Below are 23,850 nucleotides of genomic sequence, written 5' to 3'. Positions count from 1 at the left end.
CCGATTACCTTTCGCAGTGGGAAAGGAATCGGCTCTTCTGCAAGGCAGTTAAACCTGCCTCAAATTCAACGTTGCAGTAATCCTATGTGGACAACCGAGGGTTGTTCTTAGGAGTTATTCTCAACGATGCTGACAATGCGGCGGTTACGGCGGGTACCGAACTCGACTGCGCCTGCCTTCAGAGCGAAGAGAGTGTCGTCGCCGCCACGGCCAACGTTCTCACCCGGGTGGAACGAGGTACCGCGCTGACGAACGAGAATCTCGCCTGCCTTAACCTGCTGGCCGCCGAAGCGCTTCACGCCGAGGCGCTTAGCTTCGGAGTCGCGGCCGTTGCTGGTGCTGGATGCACCCTTCTTAGTAGCCATGATTTTCTCCTAGGGAAAAGCTAATTGGAATTTCGGCGGTTTACTTGGAGACGCCGGTAATCTTCAGAACAGTGAGCGGCTGACGGTGGCCGTAGCGGCGCTTGTAGCCAGTCTTGTTCTTGTAGTGCATGCCGCGGATCTTCGGGCCCTTAGCGGCCTCGACGATCTCTGCGTTAACGGTAACGTTGGCAAGCTTGTCGGCATCCGCAATGACATCTGCGCCATCGACGAGCAGAACCGGGGTGAGAGCCACGGACGAACCCGGCTCACCCTCGATCTTCTCGACCTTGACGAGGTCACCTTCGGCAACCTTGTACTGCTTGCCGCCGGTCTTGACGATCGCGTACATAGGAGGGCTACCCCTTTATCTGAGAAACTCGACTCAAGGAATCTTTGTAATTCCTTGACTGGACAATGGAATTGCGATTAGTTGCGTGTGCAGAACACTTCAGGGACATACCCGAAAGCCAAATCCGAGTAGATTTCCCCGCTCTGGCCGTTTCCTTACCACCAGCGCCTCAAGCACCAGTGGGCATGACCAGATACGCCTACTAATCAGCGACTGGTCAAGAGTAGCGAAAAATCCCCCTAAATTACAAACTGCCCGAGTAAGACCCTGTCCCCCATCGGTTTTCACGGTCTTCCCGGGCAGTTTCCGAAGCCACTTTCCACCCCCTGCTTTAGGGAACGGAAAACAACCTTCTATCTGGCCTTATTTCAGATTTCCAATCTCTAGTTCTGGCCACTTCGGCGCACCGCACGACGCACGCGGCGACGACGATTGGCCGGTTTCGTCTCCGGCGCCGCAGCACCGCGATTAGCCTGCTTCTGCTCTGGCTTAGTAGCGCGGTTTGAAGCGCCCTGTCGCTGCTTCGGCGCAGTCGCTTCGGCATCGCTTTGCGACGAGACCCTGCGCACCGCCCGACGGCGATTACGGCGAGCTCCCGTGCCCTGGACCGCTACGACCTCAACCCGTGACTTGCCCGAGCGGCGTCCACCGCCACTGCGGTTGGCGCTGCGGTTGGTGCTGCGGTTGCTGTCATCGCGGTTGTCTTTCGCACGATCTCCACCCTTGCTGCCTTCAGCGTCGGCCTTTGGCTTAGTGGACTCGAAGTCCTCGCGACGCGGTGCGCGATCCGAGCGGGAGTTACCGCGCGTCGGACGACGACGGCGTGGAGAACGCTCGAACGCCTCCTTCGCCTCCTCATAGGTCTGGGACTCCTCGGCCACAGCCTTACCGGTCTTGTTAGCGTTGCCGCTCTTGCCATCCTTGGCTGGCTCCCTCACGTCTGTGGTGGAAGCTGCCTGAGACTCAGCCTGAGGCGCAGTGGTTTCATCCACAGCAGTACGACGCACAGCGCGACGACGGCGACGTCGAGCGCTAGCGCTGCTGGAGCGTTCAGCCTCACCACGGCCTCCACCGGAGCCACCGTTATCGGTGCGCTCGGCACGCTCAGCACGGGTCGGGCGCTCCGAACGCTTGCGACGATCACCATATTCTTCGTCGCGGTCATCGGCGTCGCGTGCAGCCGAATCAACGGCAACATGCTCCGCTACCCTGCGACGCGTAGCCCGACGGCGGCGGCGCTGCCCCTCCTGCGGCATGTAACGGTCATCCGACGGCTCCTCTGGGTCCTTCTCACGGGCTTCCGCAACAGCTGCGGCAGCCAGAGCAGCCAGGTCATCGGAGTTCTCCGATTGCTCAGTACGCTCGCGGCGCTCCTGACGGCCACGGTCGTTCTGTCGCTGCTCATCGTTTCGGCCCTGGCTCTTACGAACCCGGCGACGACGCGGCGGCTTCGGCTCATCGTTCTCAGAAGAGACAATGACAGCTTCGACAGCAGCTGCGACACGCTTGTCGGCTGCGTCCTTATCGCGCTGGTTGGTCTCCGTGTCGTCGTCACGCGTTGCCTTGGAAGAGCCTGCCTGGTCGCCCTGATCGCGGTGCATGGCCAGCGCGGCCGGGTGGTTGGCCGGATTGTGCTCCGAGCGCGACTTGTTGCGGCGCTTGGACTTACCCTGCTCGTCGTTGCGACGGCCATTCTTGTGGCCACGGCCCTGATTGTCCTGCTCAACCGGATCGATGTGGATAATCAGACCGCGGCCATTGCAGCAGCTACACGGCGTGGAGAAGGTCTCCAGCAGGCCTGTGCCCAGACGCTTGCGCGTCATCTGGACGAGGCCGAGCGAGGTGACCTCGGAGACCTCGTGACGCGAGCGGTCGCGGCCCAGGGCCTCCTTCAGACGGCGCAGCACCAAATCCTGGTTTTCCGGCAGCACCATGTCGATAAAATCGACGACAATCATGCCGCCCAGATCCCGCAGACGCATCTGGCGGACGATTTCCTCAGCGGCCTCCAGGTTGTTGCGAGTGACCGTCTCTTCCAGGTTTCCGCCAGCGCCGGTGAACTTACCGGTGTTGACGTCGATGACCGTCATGGCCTCGGTGCGGTCGATGACCAGCGTGCCGCCCGAAGGCAGCCAGACCTTGCGGTCGAGTGCCTTGGCCAGCTGCTCATCGATGCGGAAGTGCTCGAAGACATCGGCGCCGCCGTGCTCCTTGGCGAAGTAGCGCTGCAGTCGCGGCTCCAGCTCCGGCGCCAGGTCGCCGATGTAGTCCGTCACTGTGTTCCACGGGCGATCGCCCTCCACCACGAGACGCGAGAAGTCCTCGTTGAAGACGTCGCGGACGACCTTGACCAGCATGTCTGGCTCTTCGTACAGCGCAATCGGCTTTGCTCCACGCTTCGCCTTCGCCGCCTCGGAGGCTTCCCAGATCTCCTGCCACTGCGTCTCCAAGCGCTTAATGTCGGCCTCGATGGCCTCCTTGGATACACCCTCGGCGGCGGTACGGATAATCGTGCCCGAGCCCTCCGGCGTAACCTCGCTCAGAATCGACTTCAGGCGCTTGCGCTCCGGCTCCGGCAGCTTGCGGGAAATACCCGCGCTACGGCCGCCCGGCCCGTACACCAGGAATCGACCAGCCATCGAAATGTGGGTGGTCAGACGCGCACCCTTGTGACCAATCGGGTCCTTGGACACCTGGACGAGAATCTGGTCGCCGGCCTTCAGCGCATGTTCAATCTTGCGCGAACGCGACTTCGTGCCCAGCAGCTTCCAGTTCAGGTCACCTACGTAAATGACACCGTTGCGGTCGGTTCCGATATCGATGAACGCCGCTTCCATGCTGGGCAGGACGTTCTGCACGCGACCGAGGTAGATATTGCCGATCTGCGTGGTCTGCGTGTCAGAGGTAACGAAGTGCTCGACCAGCAGGTCATCTTCCAGCACACCCACCTCAGTGACAATGCCCGCGTGGTCATGGCGCTTGCGCTCACGCACCACCATCGTGCGCTCCACCGACTCACGACGAGCCAGGAATTCCGCCTCCGAGATTACGTGGCGCTTGCGCGATTCCTCACGACGCTCGATACGGCGACGTCGCTGCGCCTCCAGGCGAGTCGATCCCTTAATCGCCTGCGGCTCCTCGACCTCTTCGCGGGTTTCCTCTTCCTCGCGCTCTGTGTTTTCGGTGGTCTTCTCCGCTTGTTGCGCGTCATCATTACGACGCCCACGTCCACGACGGCGACGACGCGGGCGCGGCTGACGCTCCGTTTCGCTTGACGACGAGCCGTCCTGCCCCTCCCCCGCGTTGTCATCGGTGCCCTGGTTGGAGGCACCGCTGTCAGCCGAAGCTGCATCCTCGGTGGCCGAATCCTTGGCCGAGGCCGGAACAGCCTGCGGAGCCAGGAAGATAGGCGCAAACGCGGTCTGCTCTTCCGCAACCGGCGGCTCCGGAACTGCCGGCGGCTCGATATCTTGCAGGGCTTCGTCCTGAGTTGCCTGCGTATCCTGCGGCTCTTGCGTTTTCTGCGGCTCTTGCGCTTCCTGAATTTCCTCTGCTGCTGGAGCGCTGGTCGTGCGGACCGCACGGCGAACTCGGCGACCACGACGTGTGGTCACTGCAGCGCTCTTTGCAGCAGGTGCTTCGGCGGAAGCTTCCTCAGCGGAGGTTTTCTCAGCGGTCTCGGCTACGGTGTCGGAAGCCTTTTTGTCGGCAGCCTTCTTATCGGACGCCTTCTTCGACGACGACTGAACGACAGCCTCAACAGCTTCCTCGACGACCGAGTTCGAGTCCTTCGGCTCGTCCTTCGCTGCGGTTTCTTCCGGAGCGCCAGCGGTCTTCTTCACAGCCCGCTTACGTGTTGCCCGCTTCTTAGTCGTGCTCTTCTTCTCTGCGCTCTGCTTCTCTTCAGCCTGCTTCTCTGCGCTCTGCTTTGCCGAGGATTTTCTAGCCGAGGCCTTCTTGGTGTCCTTCTTCTCGGTCACTTCCTCGGCAGGCGCTGCGTCCGACTCCGCTTCGCTCTTGGCTGCCTTCGGCGCAGCCTTCTTTGTGGCCTTCTTCGCAGCCGACTTCTTGCCGCTCTTCTTCGCAGCTGGCTTCTTCTCGGACTTAGCTGCAGTTTGCTCGTCCGACTTCTCATCTGCCGCGTTCGGCTTACCTGCCGACTGTTTTTCCTTCGCGGCTGGCTTTTCGCCGGTTGGCTTGGTCGCAGCGGATCCGTCGTCAAGCGAGGCATCCTCTGGATGATCACCGATGAAATTCAGCACTGCGTCGAGCTGATTTTGATTAATGGTGGACGCAGCGGACTTTACGACGATCCCCGCGTGCCCCAGTGCTTCGATGGTTTCCTTCGAGGTCAACCCCAAGCTCTTGGCCAGGTGGTGGACTCGGGTTTTCAGAGCCGCTGACTCACGATCAAATTCGCGTGCCTTAGCGACAACATCCTGGCTGAAATTTGCCACTGTATTTGTTTCTCCTTGACACCCCACCACGCAAAACCCGACAACAGGAAGCACACTCTTTGTCATTCCATGTGCGCCTACATCCGTTGTGGCCTTGGAAACCAGGCGGAGCAACGATGTTGCGACAGCCACTTCATTTGCGCCAAATGCGCAGATAGAGGGCCGAAAACGATGAACAATTATGAAAGTCTTATTGGCAGGCCTACCGGCTGACTCGGGGATTCAGCGATCACATGCGGCATATTTCATCCGCCGGAGCGAACTCCCGGGCACTACTGCTGCTGTCCATTGTCGCACATATCGAGCAGGTGGCGCGCACCGACATTGGTGGCGGCGGGCCAATCCGAGTTACTGACTGCGTTTATGACAGAAATGGCCTGAAAAATTGCCGGAAAGTGTCATAAACTCCTACAGTTTCACATTTGCAGCCCGTGCCCGCATTCACACGTGCAGCCCGCTGAAGGGCCGCCCCACGGTCGTCGACAAGCAAAAAGCGCCGAACCGGCAAACAATTGCTTGCTCAGTTCGGCGCCAGTTCAACGCTCACGGGTCAATGCTGAACCGTCAACGTTTAGAGGTTCGGGAACCAAATACCAATCTCGCGCTCAGCGGACTCCGGAGAATCGGAACCGTGAACAACGTTGTTAGCAACCTCAAGTGCGAAGTCACCGCGGATGGAGCCCGGAGTTGCGGCCTCAACCGGGTTGGTGCCGCCAGCGAGCTGACGCCACGCAGCGATTGCGTTCGGGCCCTCGATAACACCAGCGACCAGCGGTGCAGAGGTGATGAAATCAACCAGCTCACCAAAGAACGGCTTATCGACGTGCTCTGCGTAGTGCTCCTTCGCAGTTGCCTCGTCAGCAACACGGAGGTCAAGCGCGACCAGCTTCAGGCCCTTGCGCTCGATGCGGGAGATAACTTCGCCGACCAGACCGCGGGAAACGCCGTCCGGCTTGATCAGAATAAGAGTACGTTCAGTCATGGTGAGCATCATACTATGACAAACCCCGCTGCACCGGAGTGGTGGTGCAGCGGGGTGAAAGTCGCGACTACGAGCGCGGGAGACTTACGAGTGCTGGGTGGTCAACAGACCGCGCTCCATACGCTGGAGGAGGTTCTTCCGCAGATGCAGAATGTAGGCCCACACCAGGGCGAAGAAAATACCCACCACGCCCATAGACACGTGCGTGAAGATAGCCAGCACACCAAAGACCTGCAGCACAATGTTCGCCTTCAGTGCCCAAGGCTGCTTCTGCAGGAAGGCCATCGCAATCAGAGCCAAGCCCAGGATGGTGATGTACGTAACCGAGAAGGTCTGGTTAATCTGGCCGTCGGGAATGCGCGTGACCACAGTCAGACCAAGCAGCACCGAAATAGCCTGCATAATCAGCGTGCCGGACATAACACCGCGCAGACCCTTCAGCGGGTCCTTAGCCGGATCGTGTCCCGCACCGAGCGGGCCATACTTGCCGCCCTCACTCAGGTCACGCCCCTCGCGGTAGGCGCGCAGGGCCTCGCGGTCGGCAGCGGTGTAATCCTCCGCGCCATTGCCCTGTGGCTGGCTCGCCTGAGATTCGCTCATTGCGGGTCCTTTCCAAATAGTGTCCGGGCTTCGCCCGCAGTGACAACAGATCCAGTGACGATCACACCGGAACCAGAGACAATACCGTCTCCGGTGTCGGTTTCCTCAGCCAGCGCTACAGCTAGCTCAACGGCGGACGGCAGAGTCGGTACGCGATGCACGCGCTCCTCGCCGAAAATCTCCTCCGCGAGGTCAGCCAGGTCGTCGTAGTGCAGCGCACGCGGCGATGTGTTCTGGGTAATAACCACTTCTTCGAAGTAAGGCTCCAGCTCCACCAGCAGCCCACGAGCATCCTTCTCCCCCAGCACCGACAGCACACCAATCACACGGCGGAAGTCGAACTCAGCGGAGAGGGCCGTGCGTAGCGCACGGGCACCGTGCGGATTGTGGGCGGCATCGATAAACACCGTCGGGGTCGAGCGCACGCGCTCCAGACGGCCGGGCGATGCGACCGTCGCAAAGCCTTCGCGAACCGCATCAATGTTGAGCGGACGCCCCGGACCTGCGCCGAAGAACGCCTCCACCGCAGCCAGTGCTGTGGCTGCGTTACGCGCCTGATGCGGACCGTGCAGCGGCAGATGGATATCGTCATACTCGCCGGCCAGGCCCTTGAGCGTCAGGTTCTGCCCGCCGACCGCCAGCTGATGACTGACTACGCCGTACTCAACTCCGGCGCGGGCGACGGAGGCGTCCATTTCCACGGCACGTCGCAAAACGACGTCCATTGCTTCCGGCTCTTGCTCGCCGACAATGGCGACATTGTCCGGTGGCGTGAGCAAGTCGTCCTTATTCCACCGCGACTTGATGATGCCGGCCTTCTCAGCAGCGATTTCAACCAGGGTATCGCCGAGGTACTCCGTGTGATCGAGACCAATTGGGCAGATGACTGCCACGTCGGCCTCCACCACGTTGGTCGCATCCCATGTGCCACCCATGCCGACTTCCACCACGGCGACATCGACAGGAGCGTCGGCGAAGGCAGCGTAGGCCATGGCCGTGAGGACCTCGAACTTACTCATCTGCGGGCCGCCCTTTTCGGCGGACTTGGCGTCAACCATTTCCACGTAGGGCTGAATCTCGCGCCAGATGCGCACGTAATCGCGTGGATGAATGGGCTGGCCATCGATGGCGATGCGCTCGGTAACCAGCTGCAGATGCGGACTGGTGGTGCGGCCGGTGCGACGACCGAGAGCGCGCACCAGCGACTCAATCATGCGCACAGTGGAAGTCTTGCCATTCGTGCCGGCAACGTGAATGACCGGAGTGGCACGCTCAGGATGGCCAAGGATGTCCATCAGCATCTCGATCCGCTCGAGCGACGGGTCAATCTTGGTCTCCGGCCAGCGCTGATCCAGCTCGGCTTCCACCTCTGCGAGCTCGCGCAGTTCCTCTGCGGTGGCCTCCAGCGGAGCCGGCTCGTTGACTGGGCGATCCACATCGACGGGCAGGCTCAGGCCCTCCTCGGACACGGAGACCTCACCGAGGCGCATGTCATCGGGCATGCGGCCATCGGCCATCACACCGGCGATTTCGCGAGGTTCAAGGTCCTCGACGATCTGAGAGTCAGCCGGATCGAATTCAAACTCAGGCGCTGCAGTGGACTCCTCTCGCACCGCAGACTCTTCCTGCGTCACCGAATCGTCCTCGCCGCCAAGATTCAAACGAATCTCGCCTGCGGCCTCATCACGTGGTTCAGCATCCCGTGGATCGGTCATGCCTGCGGAAGTCCCTCCAAACGAGCCTTAATACGGTCAATCTCCTCCAGTGCGAACTGGTGGCGAGTCTTAATCTTCTCCACGACCTGCTCCGGAGCCTTGGACAGGAAGGCCTCGTTGCCGAGCTTCTTCTCGGTGCCGGCCAGTTCCTTCTCTGCCTTGGCCAGGTCCTTTTCCAGACGCTTGCGTTCAGCGGCCACGTCGACGGTGCCGGAGGTATCCAGCTCGATCAGGACCGTGGCCTGAGACAGGCGCACCTCAATGGAAGCGGTAGCGGTGAAGCCGTCCTCCGGTGCCTCAGCACGAGCCAGCGAACGAATCATCTCTTCCTGAGCAGTCAGATCAGCATCCGCCAGGTTCATGCGTGCCGGCACGCGCTGCGACGGCTTCACACCCTGGTCATTGCGGAAACGACGCAGCTCGGTGACCAACTTCTGGGCATCGGCAATACGACGTGCGGCAACCTCATCGACAGCAGCGCCGTCGGTGGTCATGGTGGCATCCGGCCAGGCGGAAATAACCAGAGAATCCTCGAAGCCCTCCGCGCCGTCGGTAAGCGCCTTCCACAGCGTCTCCGTGACGAACGGCATGGACGGGTGCAGCAGACGCAGCAGCGTATCCAGCACGCGGCCGAGAACCAGACGAGTGGAGGCGGCGCGGGCGGCCTGCTCCTCGGTCATGGTCTCGCCGTCGTTCAGGCGCGGGAAGTCAACCTTGGTCATCTCCAGGTACCAGTCACAGACCTCGTCCCATGCGAAGTGGTAGAGGGCCTCGTTGGCCTTGGAGAACTCGTACTTATCCAGCGCAGCGTCAACCTCGGCGCGGACCTGTTCCAGGCGGTCCAGGATCCAGCGGTCGGTGTCGGTGAGCTGGTCGCGGTCCGGCAGCTCGCCCACGTGGGCCCCGTTCATCAGCGCAAAGCGGGTGGCGTTGAACAGCTTGGTGGCGAAGTTACGGGAGCTCTGAGCGGCGTCATTACCGACCGGCAGGTCAGAGCCTGGGTTAGCGCCACGCGCCAGCGTGAAGCGAAGTGCGTCCGCACCGTAGTCACGGACCCAGTCCAGCGGGTCAATGCCATTGCCGAGGGACTTCGACATCTTGCGACCCTGCTCATCGCGGACCAGACCGTGCAGGAAGACATCCTTAAACGGCACCTGCGGACGACCGTCGCGCCCCTTACCCAGCGGTGAATCAGCCAGGGTGGCAGCAAAGGTCGAGAACATCATCATGCGCGCGACCCAGAAGAACAGAATGTCATAGCCGGTAACCAGTACGGATGTCGGGTAGAACTTCTCCAGCTCTGGGGTGGCTTCCGGCCAACCCATCGTGGAAAACGGCCACAGCGCAGACGAGAACCAGGTATCCAGCACGTCCGGATCCTGCGTCCAGCCCTCGCCCGTCGGAACCTCATCATCCGGGCCGACACAGACGACCTCGCCATTCGGGCCGTACCAAATCGGGATGCGGTGGCCCCACCACAGCTGGCGGGAAATACACCAGTCGTGCATGTCATCGACCCAATCGAACCAGCGCGGCTCCTGCGAAGCTGGGTGAATAACCGTGTCGCCCTCGCGAACAGCATCGCCGGACATCTTGGCCAGCTCATCGACCTTAACGAACCACTGCAGGCTCAGCAGCGGCTCAATCGGCTCACCCGAGCGCTCCGAGTGGCCGACCGAGTGAACGTACGGGCGGACCTCCTTGACAATGCGCCCCTGCTCACGCAGCGCCTCCGTCAGCGCAGTACGGGCCTCTGCACGATCCATGCCGTCGAAACGCGTGCCAGTGTTGAAGATACGGCCAGTGGTGTCAATGACCTCCGGCATATCCAGGTCGTGGCGCTGGCCCATGGCGAAGTCATTCGGATCGTGTGCCGGCGTGATCTTCACCGCACCGGTACCGAACTCGCGGTCCACATAGTCATCGGCGATGACCTGAATCTTCAGGTCCTCGCGGAACGGGTGGTCCAAAACCTTGCCCACCAGGTGCGTGTAGCGCTCATCCTCCGGGTGCACGGCAATTGCCACGTCGCCCAGCATCGTCTCCACACGAGTCGTCGCCACAACAATGGAGTCTTCCCCATCGCCGTAGCGGAAGGAGACGAGCTCGCCTTCAGCGTCCTCGTACTTGACCTCAATATCCGAGATTGCAGTCTGCAGCACCGGAGACCAGTTAACCATGCGCTTGGCGCGGTAAATCAGGCCGCGGTCAAACAGTTCCTTAAAAATCGTCTGAACCGCACGGGACAGGCCCTCGTCCAGAGTGAAGCGCTCACGGGACCAATCCAGGGAGTCACCAATCTGGCGCATCTGGTTGCCGATACGTCCGCCGTAATCGTGCTTCCACTCCCAGACCTTCTCCACGAACTCCTCGCGGCCATAATCGAAGCGGTCCTTGCCTTCGGACTCCTTCAGCATCGCCTCGACCTTGGTCTGCGTTGCGATACCCGCGTGGTCCATACCCGGCAGCCACAGCACCTCGTAGCCCTGCATGCGCTTACGGCGCACCAGCGCATCCATCAAAGTGTGGTCCAATGCGTGGCCCATGTGCAGCTGACCCGTCACATTCGGCGGGGGCAGCACAATAGAGTAAGCCGGCTTGGAGCTAGACGGATCAGCTTCGAAATAGCCAGCGTCTACCCAGCCCTGGTACAGGTCCGACTCCACGTCAGCCGGGTTCCACGACTTGGGCAACTTATCTGCTCTGTTTAGGTCCACGTTGTTCTCAGTCACGCGTCACATCTTAGCGCCTTGCCCGGATTTGTTTTTCCAGGGGCTTTACGACGACCCTTGCGCCCCAACCCATATCTGCTATCGGCGACTTACGCACCGCCGAATTCAAGCTTTACTCACGCCCCGAGCCAATCTGCGATTACCGCAGTAAATGAAAAGGTGCCCTCTTGTGAAACCATCACAAGAGGGCACCTTTAAACAGGCGTTAAGCGACCCTTAGACCAGCAGGTCCTTAACTGCGTCGCGCTCTTCGCGCAGTGCCTTGACGTTGCGCTCGATGCCAGCGCGCTGCACCTCGGAGAGATCCAGGCCCTCAACGCGAACCCACTCGCCGTCCTTGGCGTAGCACGGAACACCAGCAACCAGGCCCTCGTCGATGCCGTAGGAGCCATCGGACGGAAGTGCGACAGAGACCCACTCGCCCTCTGGGGTACCCGTCACCCAGTCACGCATGTGGTCAACTGCGGCAGCTGCAGCGGAAGCTGCGGAGGAAGAACCGCGGACCTCGATGATTTCTGCGCCACGCTTCGCGACACGCGGGATGAAGTCCTGCTCGACCCATGCAGCGTCAACCTTGTCGGAGACCTTCTCGCCTGCAATGGTGGCGTAGGTGATGTCCGGGAACTGGTCTGCGGAGTGGTTACCCCAGACGATCATGTTCTTGATCTCAGTGGTCGGAACACCAATCTTTTGCGACAGCTGGGACAGGGAACGGTTGTGGTCCAGGCGCATCATGGCAGTGAAGCGCTCTGCCGGGATGTCCTTAGCGTGGGAAGCGGCAATCATGGTGTTGGTGTTGGCCGGGTTGCCGACAACCAGAACCTTGATGTCGTCTGCTGCATGATCGTTCAGTGCGGCACCCTGCGGACCGAAGATCTTGCCGTTGGCACCCAGCAGTGCGGAGCGCTCCTCGCCCTTGCCGCGCGGCTTTGCACCGACCAGGAATGCGGCGTTGGCACCGTCGAATGCCTTTGCCGGATCATCGGTGATGTTGATGCCAGTCAGAAGCGGGAAGGCGGAGTCAAACAGCTCCATGGCGACGCCTTCGGTGGCGTGCAGCGCCGGAGTGATCTCCAGCAGGTTCAACTCAACCGGGGTCTCAGGGCCGAAAACCGAACCGCTGGCAATGCGGAAGAGCAGGGAGTAAGCGATCTGTCCGGCGGCGCCGGTAACTGCAACCTTTACGGGAGTCTTGTTCACTTCAGGCCTTTCTCGAGAGAGAATCAATTCGCTGCCCACTCTAATGCGACTACAGAATTGGCGCAGACGGGGGCGATGCGCTCAGGCCATTTCTGAAAAACGGATAGCATTAGGCATGACTTACGGTCGTGTACTCATTTCACTAGAAAGAAGTCCGCGACTGACCAATTTCACCCCCGTTAGATAGCCAAAACCCCTTAGTCTCTCTCTAGTCCAAGCAAAGGATTTTCATGAAGTCTCCAGGCTCCTCTGATGCAATCCCCCATGCAGTCTTGGTGGCAGCACTTCAAGAATTCACCGCAAAGGGGTATGCAGATGCCCGTTTGGATGCCATTGCTGCCGCCTCTGGTGTCTCCAAGCGCATGCTTCACTACCACTGTGGTGACAAGTTGGGACTCTACAGGGCGACGTGGGCACATGTGCTGGAGACCGTAAGGCCTGACGACGACGACCTGCGCCCGCACTCCAATGTGCCGGTGGAAGCCCTGCAGCATGTGGTCGGTGTTATCTATGACTACTTCTCGGCGAACCCGCTCGCCGTGCGGTTCATCATCCAGGAAAACCTACATCCGGTCCTGCCGCTAGAAGGCGTGACTGGGCTTGGTGGTCAGAGCCCAATTGTTTTGGAGTTTGACCGCATCTTGTTGCTCGGCCGCGATTACGGTGCATTCCGCACTGACATTTCCGCACTTGATCTTTATATTCTCGTGCTCTCACTGGCCACCTTCCCCACCCTGCACCAACGGACTTTTGAAAACCTCTACGGCATTGAAATGCAGTCGACGGTGCTGTCGGACAAGCTGCGTGAGTTCGCACAGGACACCGTGACCAGCCTGTTGACATCCTCGCCTCGCAACGAACCGGGAAGCTCGTACACTTCCTTGCTGGCCTCCCATGGCGCGAACTCGTCCGCGCTTGGCGCAGAGGTCTATGGCGATCAGCCCAACCCAGAGACTCAGGACTTGGCTGCTGATGATGCCCCGGATTACCGCGACATCTACGGCATGGACGACTAGGGCTCCACACAGACATCAAAACCCGGTTAGAGCAGGCGCTCTAACCGGGTTTTCAGCTACCTTTACGCAGTCTTCTTGTCCGCGCTGCGTTCAACGAGTTCTGGCGCTGCACCGTCCGTGATGCATTCCTTGTGGACAATGACCTCCGCAACGTCGTCACGCTCTGGTACGTCGAACATCACGGGAACCAAGATTTCTTCCATGATGCCGCGCAGACCACGGGCGCCGGTATTGCGGCTAATCGCCTTGGCAGCAATGGCGCGCAGTGCCTCGTCGTCGATGGTGAGGCGCACACCATCCATGTCGAACAGGTGCTGGTATTGGCGGACCAGGGAGTTCTTGGGCTCGGTGAGTACGCGAACCAGCGCGTCCTCATCGAGGTTGGTGACCGATGCGATGACGGGCAGGCGACCAATGAACTCAGGGATCAGGCCGAATCGAACGAGGTCCTCCGGCAGCACGTCGCGGAATGGATCCTTCATATCCGCGTCGTTAGCCGAGGTGACATCTGCGCCGAAGCCCAGCCCCTTCTTACCGACACGCTCCTGCACGACCTTCTCCAGACCGGCAAACGCACCGGCGACGATGAACAGGACATTGGAGGTGTCGAACTGAATGAACTCCTGGTTTGGCAGCTTGCGCCCACCCTGCGGGGGCACGGCGGCTACGGTTCCCTCGAGAATCTTCAGCAGCGCCTGCTGCACACCTTCACCGGAGACATCGCGAGTGATAGAGGTGTTTTCAGACTTACGCGAGATCTTGTCAATCTCATCGACGTAAATGATGCCGCGCTGCGCCTTCTCGACGTCGAAATCAGTAGCCTGCAGCAACTTCAGCAGGATGTTCTCCACATCCTCACCGACATAGCCGGCCTCGGTCAGGCTGGTGGCGTCAGCGATTGCGAACGGCACATCCAGCTTGCGAGCCAGCGTCTGTGCCAGGTAGGTCTTGCCACAGCCTGTCGGCCCCAGCAAGAGAATGTTCGACTTCTGTAGCTCGACGTCGTTGTCCGACTTGGTCTCTGCAGCACGAAGGCGCTTGTAGTGGTTGTAGACCGCGACGGCTAGGGTGCGCTTTGCCATGTCCTGGCCGATGACGTACTCATCGAGGAAGTCGCGAATTTCCATCGGACGCGGCAGGCGGTCGTCGTTGCCAGTTGCCTCGCCGCCGGTGTTGAGCTCCTCTTCAATAATCTCGTTGCAGAGCTCGATGCACTCATTACAGATGTACACACCAGGTCCGGCAATCAGCTTTTTGACCTGCTTCTGACTCTTTCCACAGAAAGAGCACTTCAGCAAATCCGCACTTTCTTGCATACGCGCCATGAGGCTCCCGCCGCCGCCTTTCCGCTTCGTTGCCAATAACTGCTTCAGACCAGCCTACCGTGAGTGTGCGCAAATACCGGCTTCCACGCCAGGGGCGAGGCGAATTTCACGCGATCTCGCCCGGTGCTTTACGACGGCCAGTGCGCAGCACTCCAAAGAGACCATGTCCCCATTTAGGCGTTGTGCTTGCGGTACTCGAAGACCTGGTCGATGATGCCGTACTCGACGGCCTCTTCAGCGGTCAGGATCTTGTCACGGTCGGTGTCCTTGCGGATCTGCTCTGCAGTGCGACCGGAGTGGCGAGCCAACGTCTCCTCCATCAGCTTGCGCATGCGCTCGATTTCGTTCGCCTGAATCTCCAGGTCGGAAACCTGGCCCTGGATTCCCTGGGTAGCCGGCTGATGAATGAGAACGCGCGCATTCGGCAGAGCTGCACGCTTACCCGGTGCACCCGCAGCGAGCAGCACGGCTGCCGCGGAGGCAGCCTGGCCCAGGCACACGGTCTGCACGTCGGGACGCACGTACTGCATCGTGTCGTAGATGGCCATCAGCGAGGTGAAGGAGCCGCCTGGGGAATTGATGTACATCGTGATGTCACGATCCGGGTCCAGGCCCTCAAGCACCAGCAACTGCGCCATGATGTCGTTAGCGGCGGTGTCATCGACCTGGGAGCCGAGGAAGATAATGCGCTCTTCGAAGAGCTTGTTGTATGGGTTGGATTCCTTAGCACCAAAGCTGGAGTGCTCCACGAAAGAAGGAAGCACGTAGCGCGACTGCGGCATCTGCATATTGTTCATCTCCATGTTGATTAAATCGCCTCTAATTATTCGCTACTGTCCGCTTTTAGCGTGCGGTGTCCTTGAGAGCGGTCACGACGTGGTCAACCAGGCCGTATTCCTTAGCCTCAGCTGCGGTAAACCAGCGGTCGCGGTCCGAGTCTTCCTCAATGCGCTCGACCGGCTGACCGGTGTGCTGCGCAATCAGACGAGCCATCTCCTTCTTGGTGGCAGCGAACTGCTCAGCCTGAATGGTGATGTCGGATGCGGTACCGCCAATACCTGCAGATGGCTGGTGCATCATAATGCGGGCGTGCGGCAGTGCGTAACGCTTGCCCTTAGCACCTGCGGCGAGCAGGAACTGACCCATGGAAGCTGCCAAGCCCATGCCGTAGGTAGCCACGTCGCACGGAACAAACTGCATGGTGTCGTAAATGGCCATGCCGGCCGTGACGGAGCCACCCGGGGAGTTAATGTACAGCGAGATATCCGCCTCTGGGTCCTCAGCTGCCAGGAGCAGCATCTGACCGCAGAGCTTGTTGGCAATCTCGTCGTCGACCTGCTCACCCAGCCAAATAATGCGCTCCTTGAGCAGCTTGTCGAAAACTGTGTTCGTCGACATCTGGGCGTTATCGCTCATCTGTGTACTCCTTCTTCGTACGTGTGCGAGTTTGTCGTTCACTAGAGGGTAACGAAAAGGGCCGTCCCTTTGTTTCAGGAACGGCCCTTGTTCGCTATAAGCGTTGCAGCATAAGGAATGCGTCGCGCTAACGGCGGGGCTTACTCAGCCGAGTTGTCCTCAGCCTTGTCGGACTCAGCCTTCTCAGCCTCAGCTTCGACCTCACCGAAGTACTCGTTCAGATCGATTTCGTTGCCCTCAGTGTCCTTGGCGGAAGCCTTCAGGATCGAGGTGGCAAGAGCCTTGCCGCGGCGAACGTCTGCGAACAGGTTGCCGAGCTGGCCGGACTGCTGAATCTGCTGGATGAACTGGTTCGGGTCCATGCCGTAGGACTGAGCAGTGAACAGGATGTGGTCGGTGAGCTCCTGCTGGGAAACGTCCGGCTGGATCTCCTCAGCCAGTGCATCCAGGAACAGCTGGGTGCGAACAGCTTCCTCAGCGGACTTCTTGGAGTCCTCGTCGAACTGCTCACGAGTGGTGCCCTGGGCCTCCAGCATGGAGTTCAGAACCTTCTCGTCGCCGCCGAACTGACCCAGCAGCTGCTGCAGCTGGCCCTCGACCTGCTCCTTGACAACACCCTCCGGAAGAGCGATTGTGGTCTGCTCCATTGCGGCAGCCAGGACCTTGTCGCGGACCTGCTGAGCCTGTTCGCCCTTCTTGGTGTTCTCGACCTGGCGTGCCAGGTCTTCCTTCAGCTCCTCGATGGTGTCGAACTCGGAAGCCATCTGAGCGAAGTCGTCGTCAGCTTCCGGCAGCTCGCGGACCTTGACGGACTGAACGGTAACGGTGACCTGAGCGTCCTCGCCCTCGTGCTCGCCAGCAACCAGCTTGGTGGTGAATTCCTTGGACTCGCCCTGGGACAGGCCAACAACAGCCTCATCCAGGCCGTCAATCAGATCGTCGGAGCCAACCTGGTAGGACAGTCCCTCGGTGGAAGCCTCTTCCAGCTCTTCACCGTCGATAGTGGCGGACAGGTCGATGGAGACGAAGTCATCCTTCTCAACTGCGCGCTCAACGCCGGTCAGGGTGCCGAAGCGAGCGAGCAGGTTCTGCAGCTCAGCCTCAACAGCTTCCTCGTCGGCGACCAGCGGGTCAACCTCAACTGCGATGTCCTCGAACTTCGGCAGCCCAATCTCCGGACGGACGTCGACCTCAGCGGTGAACTCGACGAGCTCGCCGTCTTCCAGCTTGGTGATGTCAACCTCAGGCTGACCGATAACCTTCAGCTCCTCCTCGCGAACGACCTCGTCGTAGCGGGACGGAACCATGTCGTTGAGCACCTGCTCCAGGATTGGGCCGCGGCCGAAGCGGGCCTCAATCAGCTTTGCCGGTGCCTTGCCCTTACGGAAGCCCGGAATCTGGACCTGCTGAGCCAGTGCCTTGTAGGCATTGTCGAACTCTGGCTTCAGCTCATCAAACGGGACCTCGACGGTAATCTTCACTCGGGTCTCATTGAGCTTCTCAACGGAAGACTTCACTGGTGCACTCTCCTGCAACTCGATGATTAATTCATAGACCACGGGAGTGCCCGTGATACTGGTCGGGGTAGCGGGATTTGAACCCACGGCCTTCCGCTCCCAAAGCGGACGCGCTACCAAGCTGCGCCATACCCCGTATGCGTCATTCGAAACCTAGCAGAAACCCCTTTGGAGCATCTGCACCGGGGCCCTCATAGTCGCGAAATCGCGTTTCCACAACGGACCCGTATAGATTTACCTGACGATTAACGAAATCACAAAACCACGCGTTCAACCAGGCCATTACTCTGTCTGAAAACGCTTTACGACGCCATCGAGAGCCAACCTGCCAACTACTACTGGTTTCATGAAATCCATGCATATCACAGGGCGTTTGCATCACCTCGGCACTGCTTTTGGCGGCCTCGTTTACTGCAAACACTCCATTCGTCGGCCGACCCTCCAAAGAAGCCGCCTAAAACGACTGCCCCTTTGTTGAGTCGTGTGACAGTGTAATCAACGGCTATACGCCTGTTTCATATACCCCATATTGCTTTAGTTTCATTTTCTGTTTTTCCCGGCCACAGCCACTTTTCTTTAAATCCTTCGAGAAAAACCTGGCATCGATTTTTGTATGTGCGCTTTAACGAGTTAATATGCCTTGTACCAAGACACGGTCTGGTTGAGGCGAGTGCGCATCTAAACCGGATTTCTGTCTATGGGGATGTCGTATAGTGGCTAATACCTCAGCCTTCCAAGCTGAAGACGCGGGTTCGATTCCCGTCATCCCCTCCATGTGAAAGCACCCTCCGGCCAGCGTCGGAGGGTGTTCTTCTTTTTGACGGGATCCGTCCCGAAATCCGTCACAGGCATGTCACGACCGCGTGCGCGCGTCACGGTTTCATACAGCGTCGGTAACAAGTCGGTGGCACTGTCATGCCGGGTCTTTTGCCGTCGTCACGCACAACTAGTCCCGGCGGCATGAATCCTCGCATCATCGACAAGGACACCGGCGTCGAGCTGTGGACCGTCGCCGAATGCGCGGAGTTCACCGGTACCGCGCGCGGCACGTTCACCAGCTATGCGGGCCGTGGCAAAGCGCCGGTGCCGGCGGCGAAGCTCCACGGGCTGAACCCGCGGAACTCCGACGACGTGCGCGAGTGGCAGAAAGGCCACGAGGCGAAGGGCAAGTAGCCGGCCCAATCTCGGACCGGTCAGCCCGGCATGACCGGTCAGCCCAAGTAGTGGGCGGCGACGACGTTGGCGATCTCGTCGGCGTCGTTGTGGGCGACGAGCACGCCGTGGCCGTGGCCCGGCAGCTCGATGAGCTCGCCGCCCATGACCGCCTGCATCGCGCGGCCGCCCGTGCCGGTCACCGCCGCATCGCGGTCGTAGTGGAGCAGCAGCGGCTTCGACTCGAGGGCGTCGCCGCTGAGTTCCACGGCAGCGCCCTGCCCCGGCCAGCCGAGGCATAGCTGCCCCGACGACAGCGCATCGGCGTTGAGGCGGAAGATGTCGCCGCCGGTGAACTGGTCGAGGTACGTGCGGGGAATGCGGGACGGGTCGGCGGCGGTGACGTTGTCGTTGCAGATGATCGCCCGCTCGATGGTTCCCATCGCCTCGGTCTGCGCCATCATGTCTTCCGGGGTCACGCCCTCGGGTAGTTCGGGGGTCTCCACCTCGCCGGTGACCACGGCGTCGGCGATGTCGGGCCACATGCTCTCCGAGTACGTCGCCGCGAAGGTCTGCTGCAGCAGCACCGACTGATTGCCGGCGCCGGGGCGCATCAGGTTCGCCGCGAAGGAATGGCTGCGCCACGCGACGGGCAGAACGCCGTCGGCCAGCTGCATGAACGCCTCCGGGTCGTCGGCGAAGGCGGCGGGCACGTCGCCCACCTGCGTCGGCGGCGGGTAGACCTGACCCGGCGCGCCAACCTCCTCGTTGATGCGCTGCGACCAGCGCGCGTACACCTGCAGGGCGGTGGTGCCCAGGCCGTACTCGTCGTCACGGTCGGCGATCCACTGGAACATCGCGTTGAGAGCCTCGCGGCGCCACGGCTCGCGCGAGTCTCCGAGCCGAAAGTAACGGTCGGCAGGATCGACCGAGGAATCCAGCACCATCCGGCCCGTCTTGTCCGGGAACAGGGTCGCGTACGTGCTCATCAGATCCGTGCCGTAGGACAGGCCGTAGAGGTGCATGACGTCCTGGCCGAGCACGTCGCGGACATGGTTGAGATCGCGAGCGGTGTTCTCCGTGGTGATGGTCGCCGCGTATCCCGGTTCATTGGCTTCGCAGGAGGCGTACATCGCGCCGACCTGCCCGGAGAGCAGACCCGTCATCGGGATGTCCGCCACGTTGCAGTTCAGCGGGGTGCCCCAGGCCAGGCCGCGCGGCTCGACGGCGATGAGGTCGAAGTGCTCCCGGACGGCGGTCGGCATCCTCACGGCCTCGTCGGAGAACATTCCCAACGCGTCGCCGCCGGGGCCGCCCGGATTGCCTGCGATGACGCCACGGCGCTCCCCCGTCGCCGGAACCCGGCTGACAGTGAGGGAAATCGTCGCGCCCTCCGGGTCGGAATAATCACGTGGCACGTCGATGTCCGCGCACACGGTGCCCGGCGCGGTCATCGCCGCGGTCGGGCACGCGCCCCAGTCCAACCCGCCGAGATCGGCCGGACCGGCGGAGCCGCCGGCCGACGCCTGCGGCACCGACAGCAACGTGCCCGCCAGCGCGAGCGCCGTGACCGGGGCCAACGCCCTGCGGACGAAGGACGTCCGGGACGACGGGGCCGCTGAGACTCGGCTCGCGGACCGGGCCTCGGCACCGGTCTCCACAGAGGAGACGGCGGGGGACGCTGCGCCGAATGCGGCGGGGGACAACTTCTTCGTGGGGCGCACGGGGATAAACACCTTTCATCGACTGCAACGAACGGTATCAAACCGTAACGCCGACCGCACGCCGTTCAAGGCACGAAGATTAAGGCACCGGCCGCACGCTGTTCAACGCACGGAGATCAGGGCACGGACCGCACCCGGTACACCAGCACCGCACCGACGGCGGTGAGCGCGCCCGCGAAAACGTACAGGCCGGGGTACCCGCCGAGGTTCGCCAACGCGAAGGCGGCGAGCACCGGGGCGGCCATGTTCGGGCCGGCGACGGCGAGGTTCATGACGCCCACGTCACGCCCGCGCTCATCGGCCTTGGGCAGCACCTGGTTGATCAGGGCCTGATCGACGGCCATGAACACGCCCCACGACAGACCCAACAGCACCGCCGCGCCGACGACCATGGCGAAGCTCCCGGCGAACGCCATGATCGCGCAGGCCCCGGCGACGCCCATCGACGACAACGCCACGAACACCCGGCGCTTGCCCATCTTGTCGGACACTTTGCCCGACAGGATCGCGGTGACGATGACGCACAGGGCATACGCGCCGGTGAGGACGAGCACGCCGGCATCCGGATCGGGGTGGCCGATGTGATCGCGCAGGTAATAGAACAGGTAGAACAACGCGACCGAGTTGCCCGTGGTCACCAGGAACCGGGCGATGAACACCCACGTGAAGTCGCGGTAGAGCCCTCCGGGCACCTCGGCGACGGCGGGCACCACGGCGTCAGCGTCCCCGCCGGCGTCGTCAAGCACCGGAGATGCGGCCGCCTGCGACCGCACCCGGGACACGTCGCGGAAGCCCGGCAGGAACTGGCCGATGAGCACCAGCAGCAGCGCCGCGGTGACGATGTACGCCAGCCCCAGGTCGAACACCGTGGCCACGACGGTGCCCAGCACCACGCCGAGGGTGTACGTCAGCCCCAGCACACCCGAGACCACGCCGTACTGATTGTCCGGCACCGTATCCGGCGCCACCGCCTGGGCCGCGTTGATTGACGCCGCGATGGCCAGCTGGAACACCGCCCACCCGATGGTCAACGCCATGAAGCCCGGCGCGGCGCCCAGGAACACCAGCGACCCGGCCGCCGCCAGCCCGCCGAAGAGGATCCACGGGGCGCGGCGGCCCCAGCGCGTGTCCGTGCGGTCCGACAACCACCCGGCCAGCGGATGCCCGATGATGGAGAAGAACCCGCCGACCGCCATGAGGAGCGCGAACTTCTCCTCCTTCTCCCCCGGATGCCAGATGAGGATCTGCTGCGCCAACAACAGCTGCGTCGGCGCTGCCCACGAGATGTTCTGCCCCAGGTACAGCAGGCCGTACCGCACAATCCAGCCGGTGGTCACCGGCGTGCGCTGGGCGGGGTCGGCGGTGAAACGCCCGACGTCGGAGATGGCGCGTTCGGAGGAGCCGGCGTGTTCGGAGGAGCTCATCCCTGCACCCCATCCGGCTCCGGCGGCTACGCCCGCACGTTGGGGTCGGTGTGTTCGTCCGCGACGGGGTAACGACGGCCTGCGGTGTAGCGCCGGTGCAGCTCCGGGGTGATCCGCCCGGTGCGGGCCAGCTCGGCCAGCAGGTGGCCCGACGGCTTCATCGTCCGTTCCTGCGTCTCGTAGTCCAGGTGGACGATGCCGAATCGCGGCTCTTCGCCGTCGGCCCATTCCCAGTTGTCCACGAAGCACCAGTGGTACCAGCGCTCGATGGGCACGTCCGACTCGGCGATGGCCCGCAGGTGCTCCAGGATGAACCGCGGCCGGAACGACTCCAGCCTGCGGTCGGCAGCCCCGGCGTCCGGGTTGGCGTAGTCCCCGGCCGGATTCGGCTTTTCGACGCCCGCGTCCACGCCACCGACCGACAGCTCCAGATCGCCGAGATCGCAGGTGCCGTTTTCGGTGATCCAGACCGGTCCGCCGAAACGCTCGTTCAGGTCGCGGGCGCATTCGACCAGGCCCTCGGGGTGGATTTCCCACCCGAGGTCGTTGACCGGAGCCCCGACGAAGGTGCCGTCGTCGAACTTGTCGACGGCCGTGCGCGAGTAGTAGTTCAGGCCCAGGAAGTCGTGGTGGCGGCCCGACGGCAACCCGCGGCCGACCTTCGCCCCGCCCAGCAGCGGATGGAACTTCCCCGCCAGATGCGCGTCGGCGACGATGTCCTGGAACAGATGCCGATTGATCCGCGCCAGGCCGCGGTGGATGGGGTTGCGCGGATTGCGCGGCGCGAACGCCCGTGCGTGGTGGGCGATGCCGACCTTCGCCCGATCCCCCTGGATGCCGTGGATGACCTCGTAACCGCGGATGTGGGACACCGCCATGTTGCGCAGCACGGCCATCGTGTCGCCCCACGAGCGGTTGCCCGGCGGGCCCGAGCGGAACATGTGCGCCTGGGTGGCGTACACGTTCGGCTCGTTGACGGTGATCCACTCGTCGACGAGGTCGTCGAGCGCCCGCACGGTCGTCTCCGCATAGCGCAGGAAAGCCGCCGGCGATTCATCGGAGGTGAAGCCGCCGCGCCGAGCGAACCAGAGCGGATTGACGAAGTGATGGAGCGTCACCAGCGGACGAATCCCCTTGTCCCGCAGGTCGGCAATCTCCTCACGGTAGCGATCCAGCACCGCATGGTCGAACTCCCCCGGCCGCGGTTCGATACGCGCCCACTCCACGCCGATGCGAGCGATGGGCAGACCCAGCGACGCCATGAGCTCGTTGTCCTCCCGCCACCGGTTCCAGTGGTCGGTGGCGCGCAGCGGGGTCGAACCATCGGCGATGTTGCCGGGCTCGCGGGCCCAATCGAACCAGTCGTTGTTCTCGTCACCGCCCCTCGATCTGCCCGGCGGCCGACGCCGTGCCGATCAGCAGACCCCGCAGATCGACGTCGTGATGCAACGGCTTCGCGAGCGGCGACGTGCGCGGCTGAGGATGGAGAGTTCGGTCATTGGCAGGCACATTGGTTGACATGCCGACATCCTATGTCACACATCACGCCTAGTTTTTGGTTTTCCAACAAAATGTTATGGGTTTCGCGCGTCGACGGGGTCGTCGTAAAGCAACCGAGTAGAGCAACCGGATCGTTCGCGAAAAATCCGCTCCCCCTGGAACGAATCGGAGCCCCGGCCCGTTGTTGACGATGTCCCCCCAAAAAAATCAAAAATCACGTTAGGAACCCCACTTGTCAGCCTTCTAAGCTGAAGACGCGGGTTCGATTCCCGTCATCCCCTCCACGCAACCGGGCGCATTGCTCCCGGTTTTTACTTTCTGAGCCGACGTCCGGGGACCAGAAATTCTTCTGACCTCTGTTCAGGATCCAGTGCTA

At 61.7% G+C, this 23,850-nt stretch carries 18 protein-coding genes and 2 tRNA genes; 3 read left to right on the top strand and 17 right to left on the bottom strand.

Going from position 1 to position 23,850, the window contains the following annotated elements; translation table 11 throughout:
• Window positions 1–107 precede the first annotated feature (107 nt).
• The 8 genes from rpmA to CHU70_RS07450 form a co-directional block, all read right to left on the bottom strand.
• The gene (rpmA, locus tag CHU70_RS07485) at window positions 108–365 is read right to left on the bottom strand and encodes a 50S ribosomal protein L27 (RefSeq protein WP_016422312.1); all 258 of its coding nucleotides are present in this window, start codon (window positions 363–365) and stop codon (window positions 108–110) included.
• Between the two features lie 40 nt (window positions 366–405).
• Entirely contained in the window at window positions 406–714 is a 309-nt protein-coding gene (gene rplU, locus CHU70_RS07480; RefSeq protein WP_005511541.1) for a 50S ribosomal protein L21, read from the bottom strand.
• 383 nt (window positions 715–1,097) lie between these two features.
• Complete coding sequence (locus CHU70_RS07475; protein ID WP_147719137.1) at window positions 1,098–5,171, bottom strand: translation initiation factor IF-2 N-terminal domain-containing protein; 4,074 nt, start codon at window positions 5,169–5,171, stop codon at window positions 1,098–1,100.
• Between the two features lie 571 nt (window positions 5,172–5,742).
• Window positions 5,743–6,153 carry a nucleoside-diphosphate kinase gene (gene ndk / locus CHU70_RS07470; protein ID WP_038629458.1) on the bottom strand — a complete coding sequence of 137 codons (411 nt, stop codon included), beginning with the start codon at window positions 6,151–6,153 and terminating at the stop codon, window positions 5,743–5,745.
• Between the two features lie 84 nt (window positions 6,154–6,237).
• Window positions 6,238–6,753, bottom strand: a complete 516-nt coding sequence (locus tag CHU70_RS07465) for a DUF4233 domain-containing protein (protein WP_049190860.1) — start codon at window positions 6,751–6,753, stop codon at window positions 6,238–6,240.
• The gene (locus tag CHU70_RS07460) at window positions 6,750–8,255 is read right to left on the bottom strand and encodes a folylpolyglutamate synthase/dihydrofolate synthase family protein (RefSeq protein WP_224784299.1); all 1,506 of its coding nucleotides are present in this window, start codon (window positions 8,253–8,255) and stop codon (window positions 6,750–6,752) included. The genes CHU70_RS07465 and CHU70_RS07460 overlap by 4 nt, the downstream gene beginning before the upstream one ends.
• A gap of 209 nt (window positions 8,256–8,464) precedes the next feature.
• Window positions 8,465–11,200, bottom strand: coding sequence for a valine--tRNA ligase (locus CHU70_RS07455; protein ID WP_038628102.1), 2,736 nt, complete (start codon window positions 11,198–11,200; stop codon window positions 8,465–8,467).
• A gap of 216 nt (window positions 11,201–11,416) precedes the next feature.
• Complete coding sequence (locus CHU70_RS07450; RefSeq protein ID WP_038628100.1) at window positions 11,417–12,400, bottom strand: malate dehydrogenase; 984 nt, start codon at window positions 12,398–12,400, stop codon at window positions 11,417–11,419.
• A gap of 230 nt (window positions 12,401–12,630) precedes the next feature.
• Here CHU70_RS07450 and CHU70_RS07445 point away from each other — a divergent pair, with 230 nt between their 5' ends.
• Complete coding sequence (locus CHU70_RS07445; RefSeq protein ID WP_049190863.1) at window positions 12,631–13,416, top strand: TetR/AcrR family transcriptional regulator; 786 nt, start codon at window positions 12,631–12,633, stop codon at window positions 13,414–13,416.
• 62 nt (window positions 13,417–13,478) lie between these two features.
• On the opposite strand, the gene clpX is transcribed toward CHU70_RS07445, so the two are convergent.
• The 5 genes from clpX to CHU70_RS07420 form a co-directional block, all read right to left on the bottom strand.
• Window positions 13,479–14,741 (bottom strand): ATP-dependent Clp protease ATP-binding subunit ClpX, encoded by a 1,263-nt coding sequence (gene clpX, locus CHU70_RS07440; RefSeq protein WP_048735141.1) that lies wholly within the window; start codon window positions 14,739–14,741, stop codon window positions 13,479–13,481.
• A gap of 173 nt (window positions 14,742–14,914) precedes the next feature.
• On the bottom strand, window positions 14,915–15,538 hold the full coding sequence (locus CHU70_RS07435; protein WP_369707172.1) for an ATP-dependent Clp protease proteolytic subunit: 624 nt from the start codon (window positions 15,536–15,538) through the stop codon (window positions 14,915–14,917).
• A gap of 46 nt (window positions 15,539–15,584) precedes the next feature.
• Complete coding sequence (locus CHU70_RS07430; protein WP_016422302.1) at window positions 15,585–16,157, bottom strand: ATP-dependent Clp protease proteolytic subunit; 573 nt, start codon at window positions 16,155–16,157, stop codon at window positions 15,585–15,587.
• 140 nt (window positions 16,158–16,297) lie between these two features.
• A complete protein-coding gene (gene tig, locus CHU70_RS07425) occupies window positions 16,298–17,761 on the bottom strand; it encodes a trigger factor (RefSeq protein WP_083295680.1) in 1,464 nt (487 codons plus the stop codon).
• Window positions 17,734–17,810 (bottom strand) — tRNA-Pro (locus CHU70_RS07420). The genes tig and CHU70_RS07420 overlap by 28 nt, the downstream gene beginning before the upstream one ends.
• Before the next feature lie 563 nt (window positions 17,811–18,373).
• Here CHU70_RS07420 and CHU70_RS07415 point away from each other — a divergent pair.
• Together CHU70_RS07415 and CHU70_RS07410 are read left to right on the top strand one after the other, a co-directional pair.
• Window positions 18,374–18,448 (top strand) — tRNA-Gly (locus tag CHU70_RS07415).
• Between the two features lie 186 nt (window positions 18,449–18,634).
• Window positions 18,635–18,847 carry a hypothetical protein gene (locus CHU70_RS07410; protein WP_048735147.1) on the top strand — a complete coding sequence of 71 codons (213 nt, stop codon included), beginning with the start codon at window positions 18,635–18,637 and terminating at the stop codon, window positions 18,845–18,847.
• A gap of 38 nt (window positions 18,848–18,885) precedes the next feature.
• Here the strand turns inward: CHU70_RS07410 and CHU70_RS07405 are convergent, their stop codons facing one another.
• The 4 genes from CHU70_RS07405 to CHU70_RS11375 form a co-directional block, all read right to left on the bottom strand.
• Entirely contained in the window at window positions 18,886–20,406 is a 1,521-nt protein-coding gene (locus CHU70_RS07405; protein ID WP_126107929.1) for an alpha/beta fold hydrolase, read from the bottom strand.
• Window positions 20,407–20,666: 260 nt separating this feature from the next.
• Window positions 20,667–21,974, bottom strand: a complete 1,308-nt coding sequence (locus CHU70_RS07400) for an MFS transporter (RefSeq protein WP_016422298.1) — start codon at window positions 21,972–21,974, stop codon at window positions 20,667–20,669.
• Between the two features lie 26 nt (window positions 21,975–22,000).
• Entirely contained in the window at window positions 22,001–23,305 is a 1,305-nt protein-coding gene (locus CHU70_RS07395) for a glycoside hydrolase family 1 protein (protein ID WP_242451378.1), read from the bottom strand.
• A 43-nt stretch (window positions 23,306–23,348) separates the two neighbouring features.
• Complete coding sequence (locus tag CHU70_RS11375; protein ID WP_242451370.1) at window positions 23,349–23,495, bottom strand: hypothetical protein; 147 nt, start codon at window positions 23,493–23,495, stop codon at window positions 23,349–23,351.
• Window positions 23,496–23,850: the final 355 nt, after the last annotated feature.

This window comes from Corynebacterium sp. LK10, from assembly GCF_008042455.1.
GTDB lineage: Bacteria > Actinomycetota > Actinomycetes > Mycobacteriales > Mycobacteriaceae > Corynebacterium > Corynebacterium jeikeium_D.
Note: the sequence above shows the minus strand (reverse complement) of the source record. Positions and strands in the feature narration are given on the sequence as shown.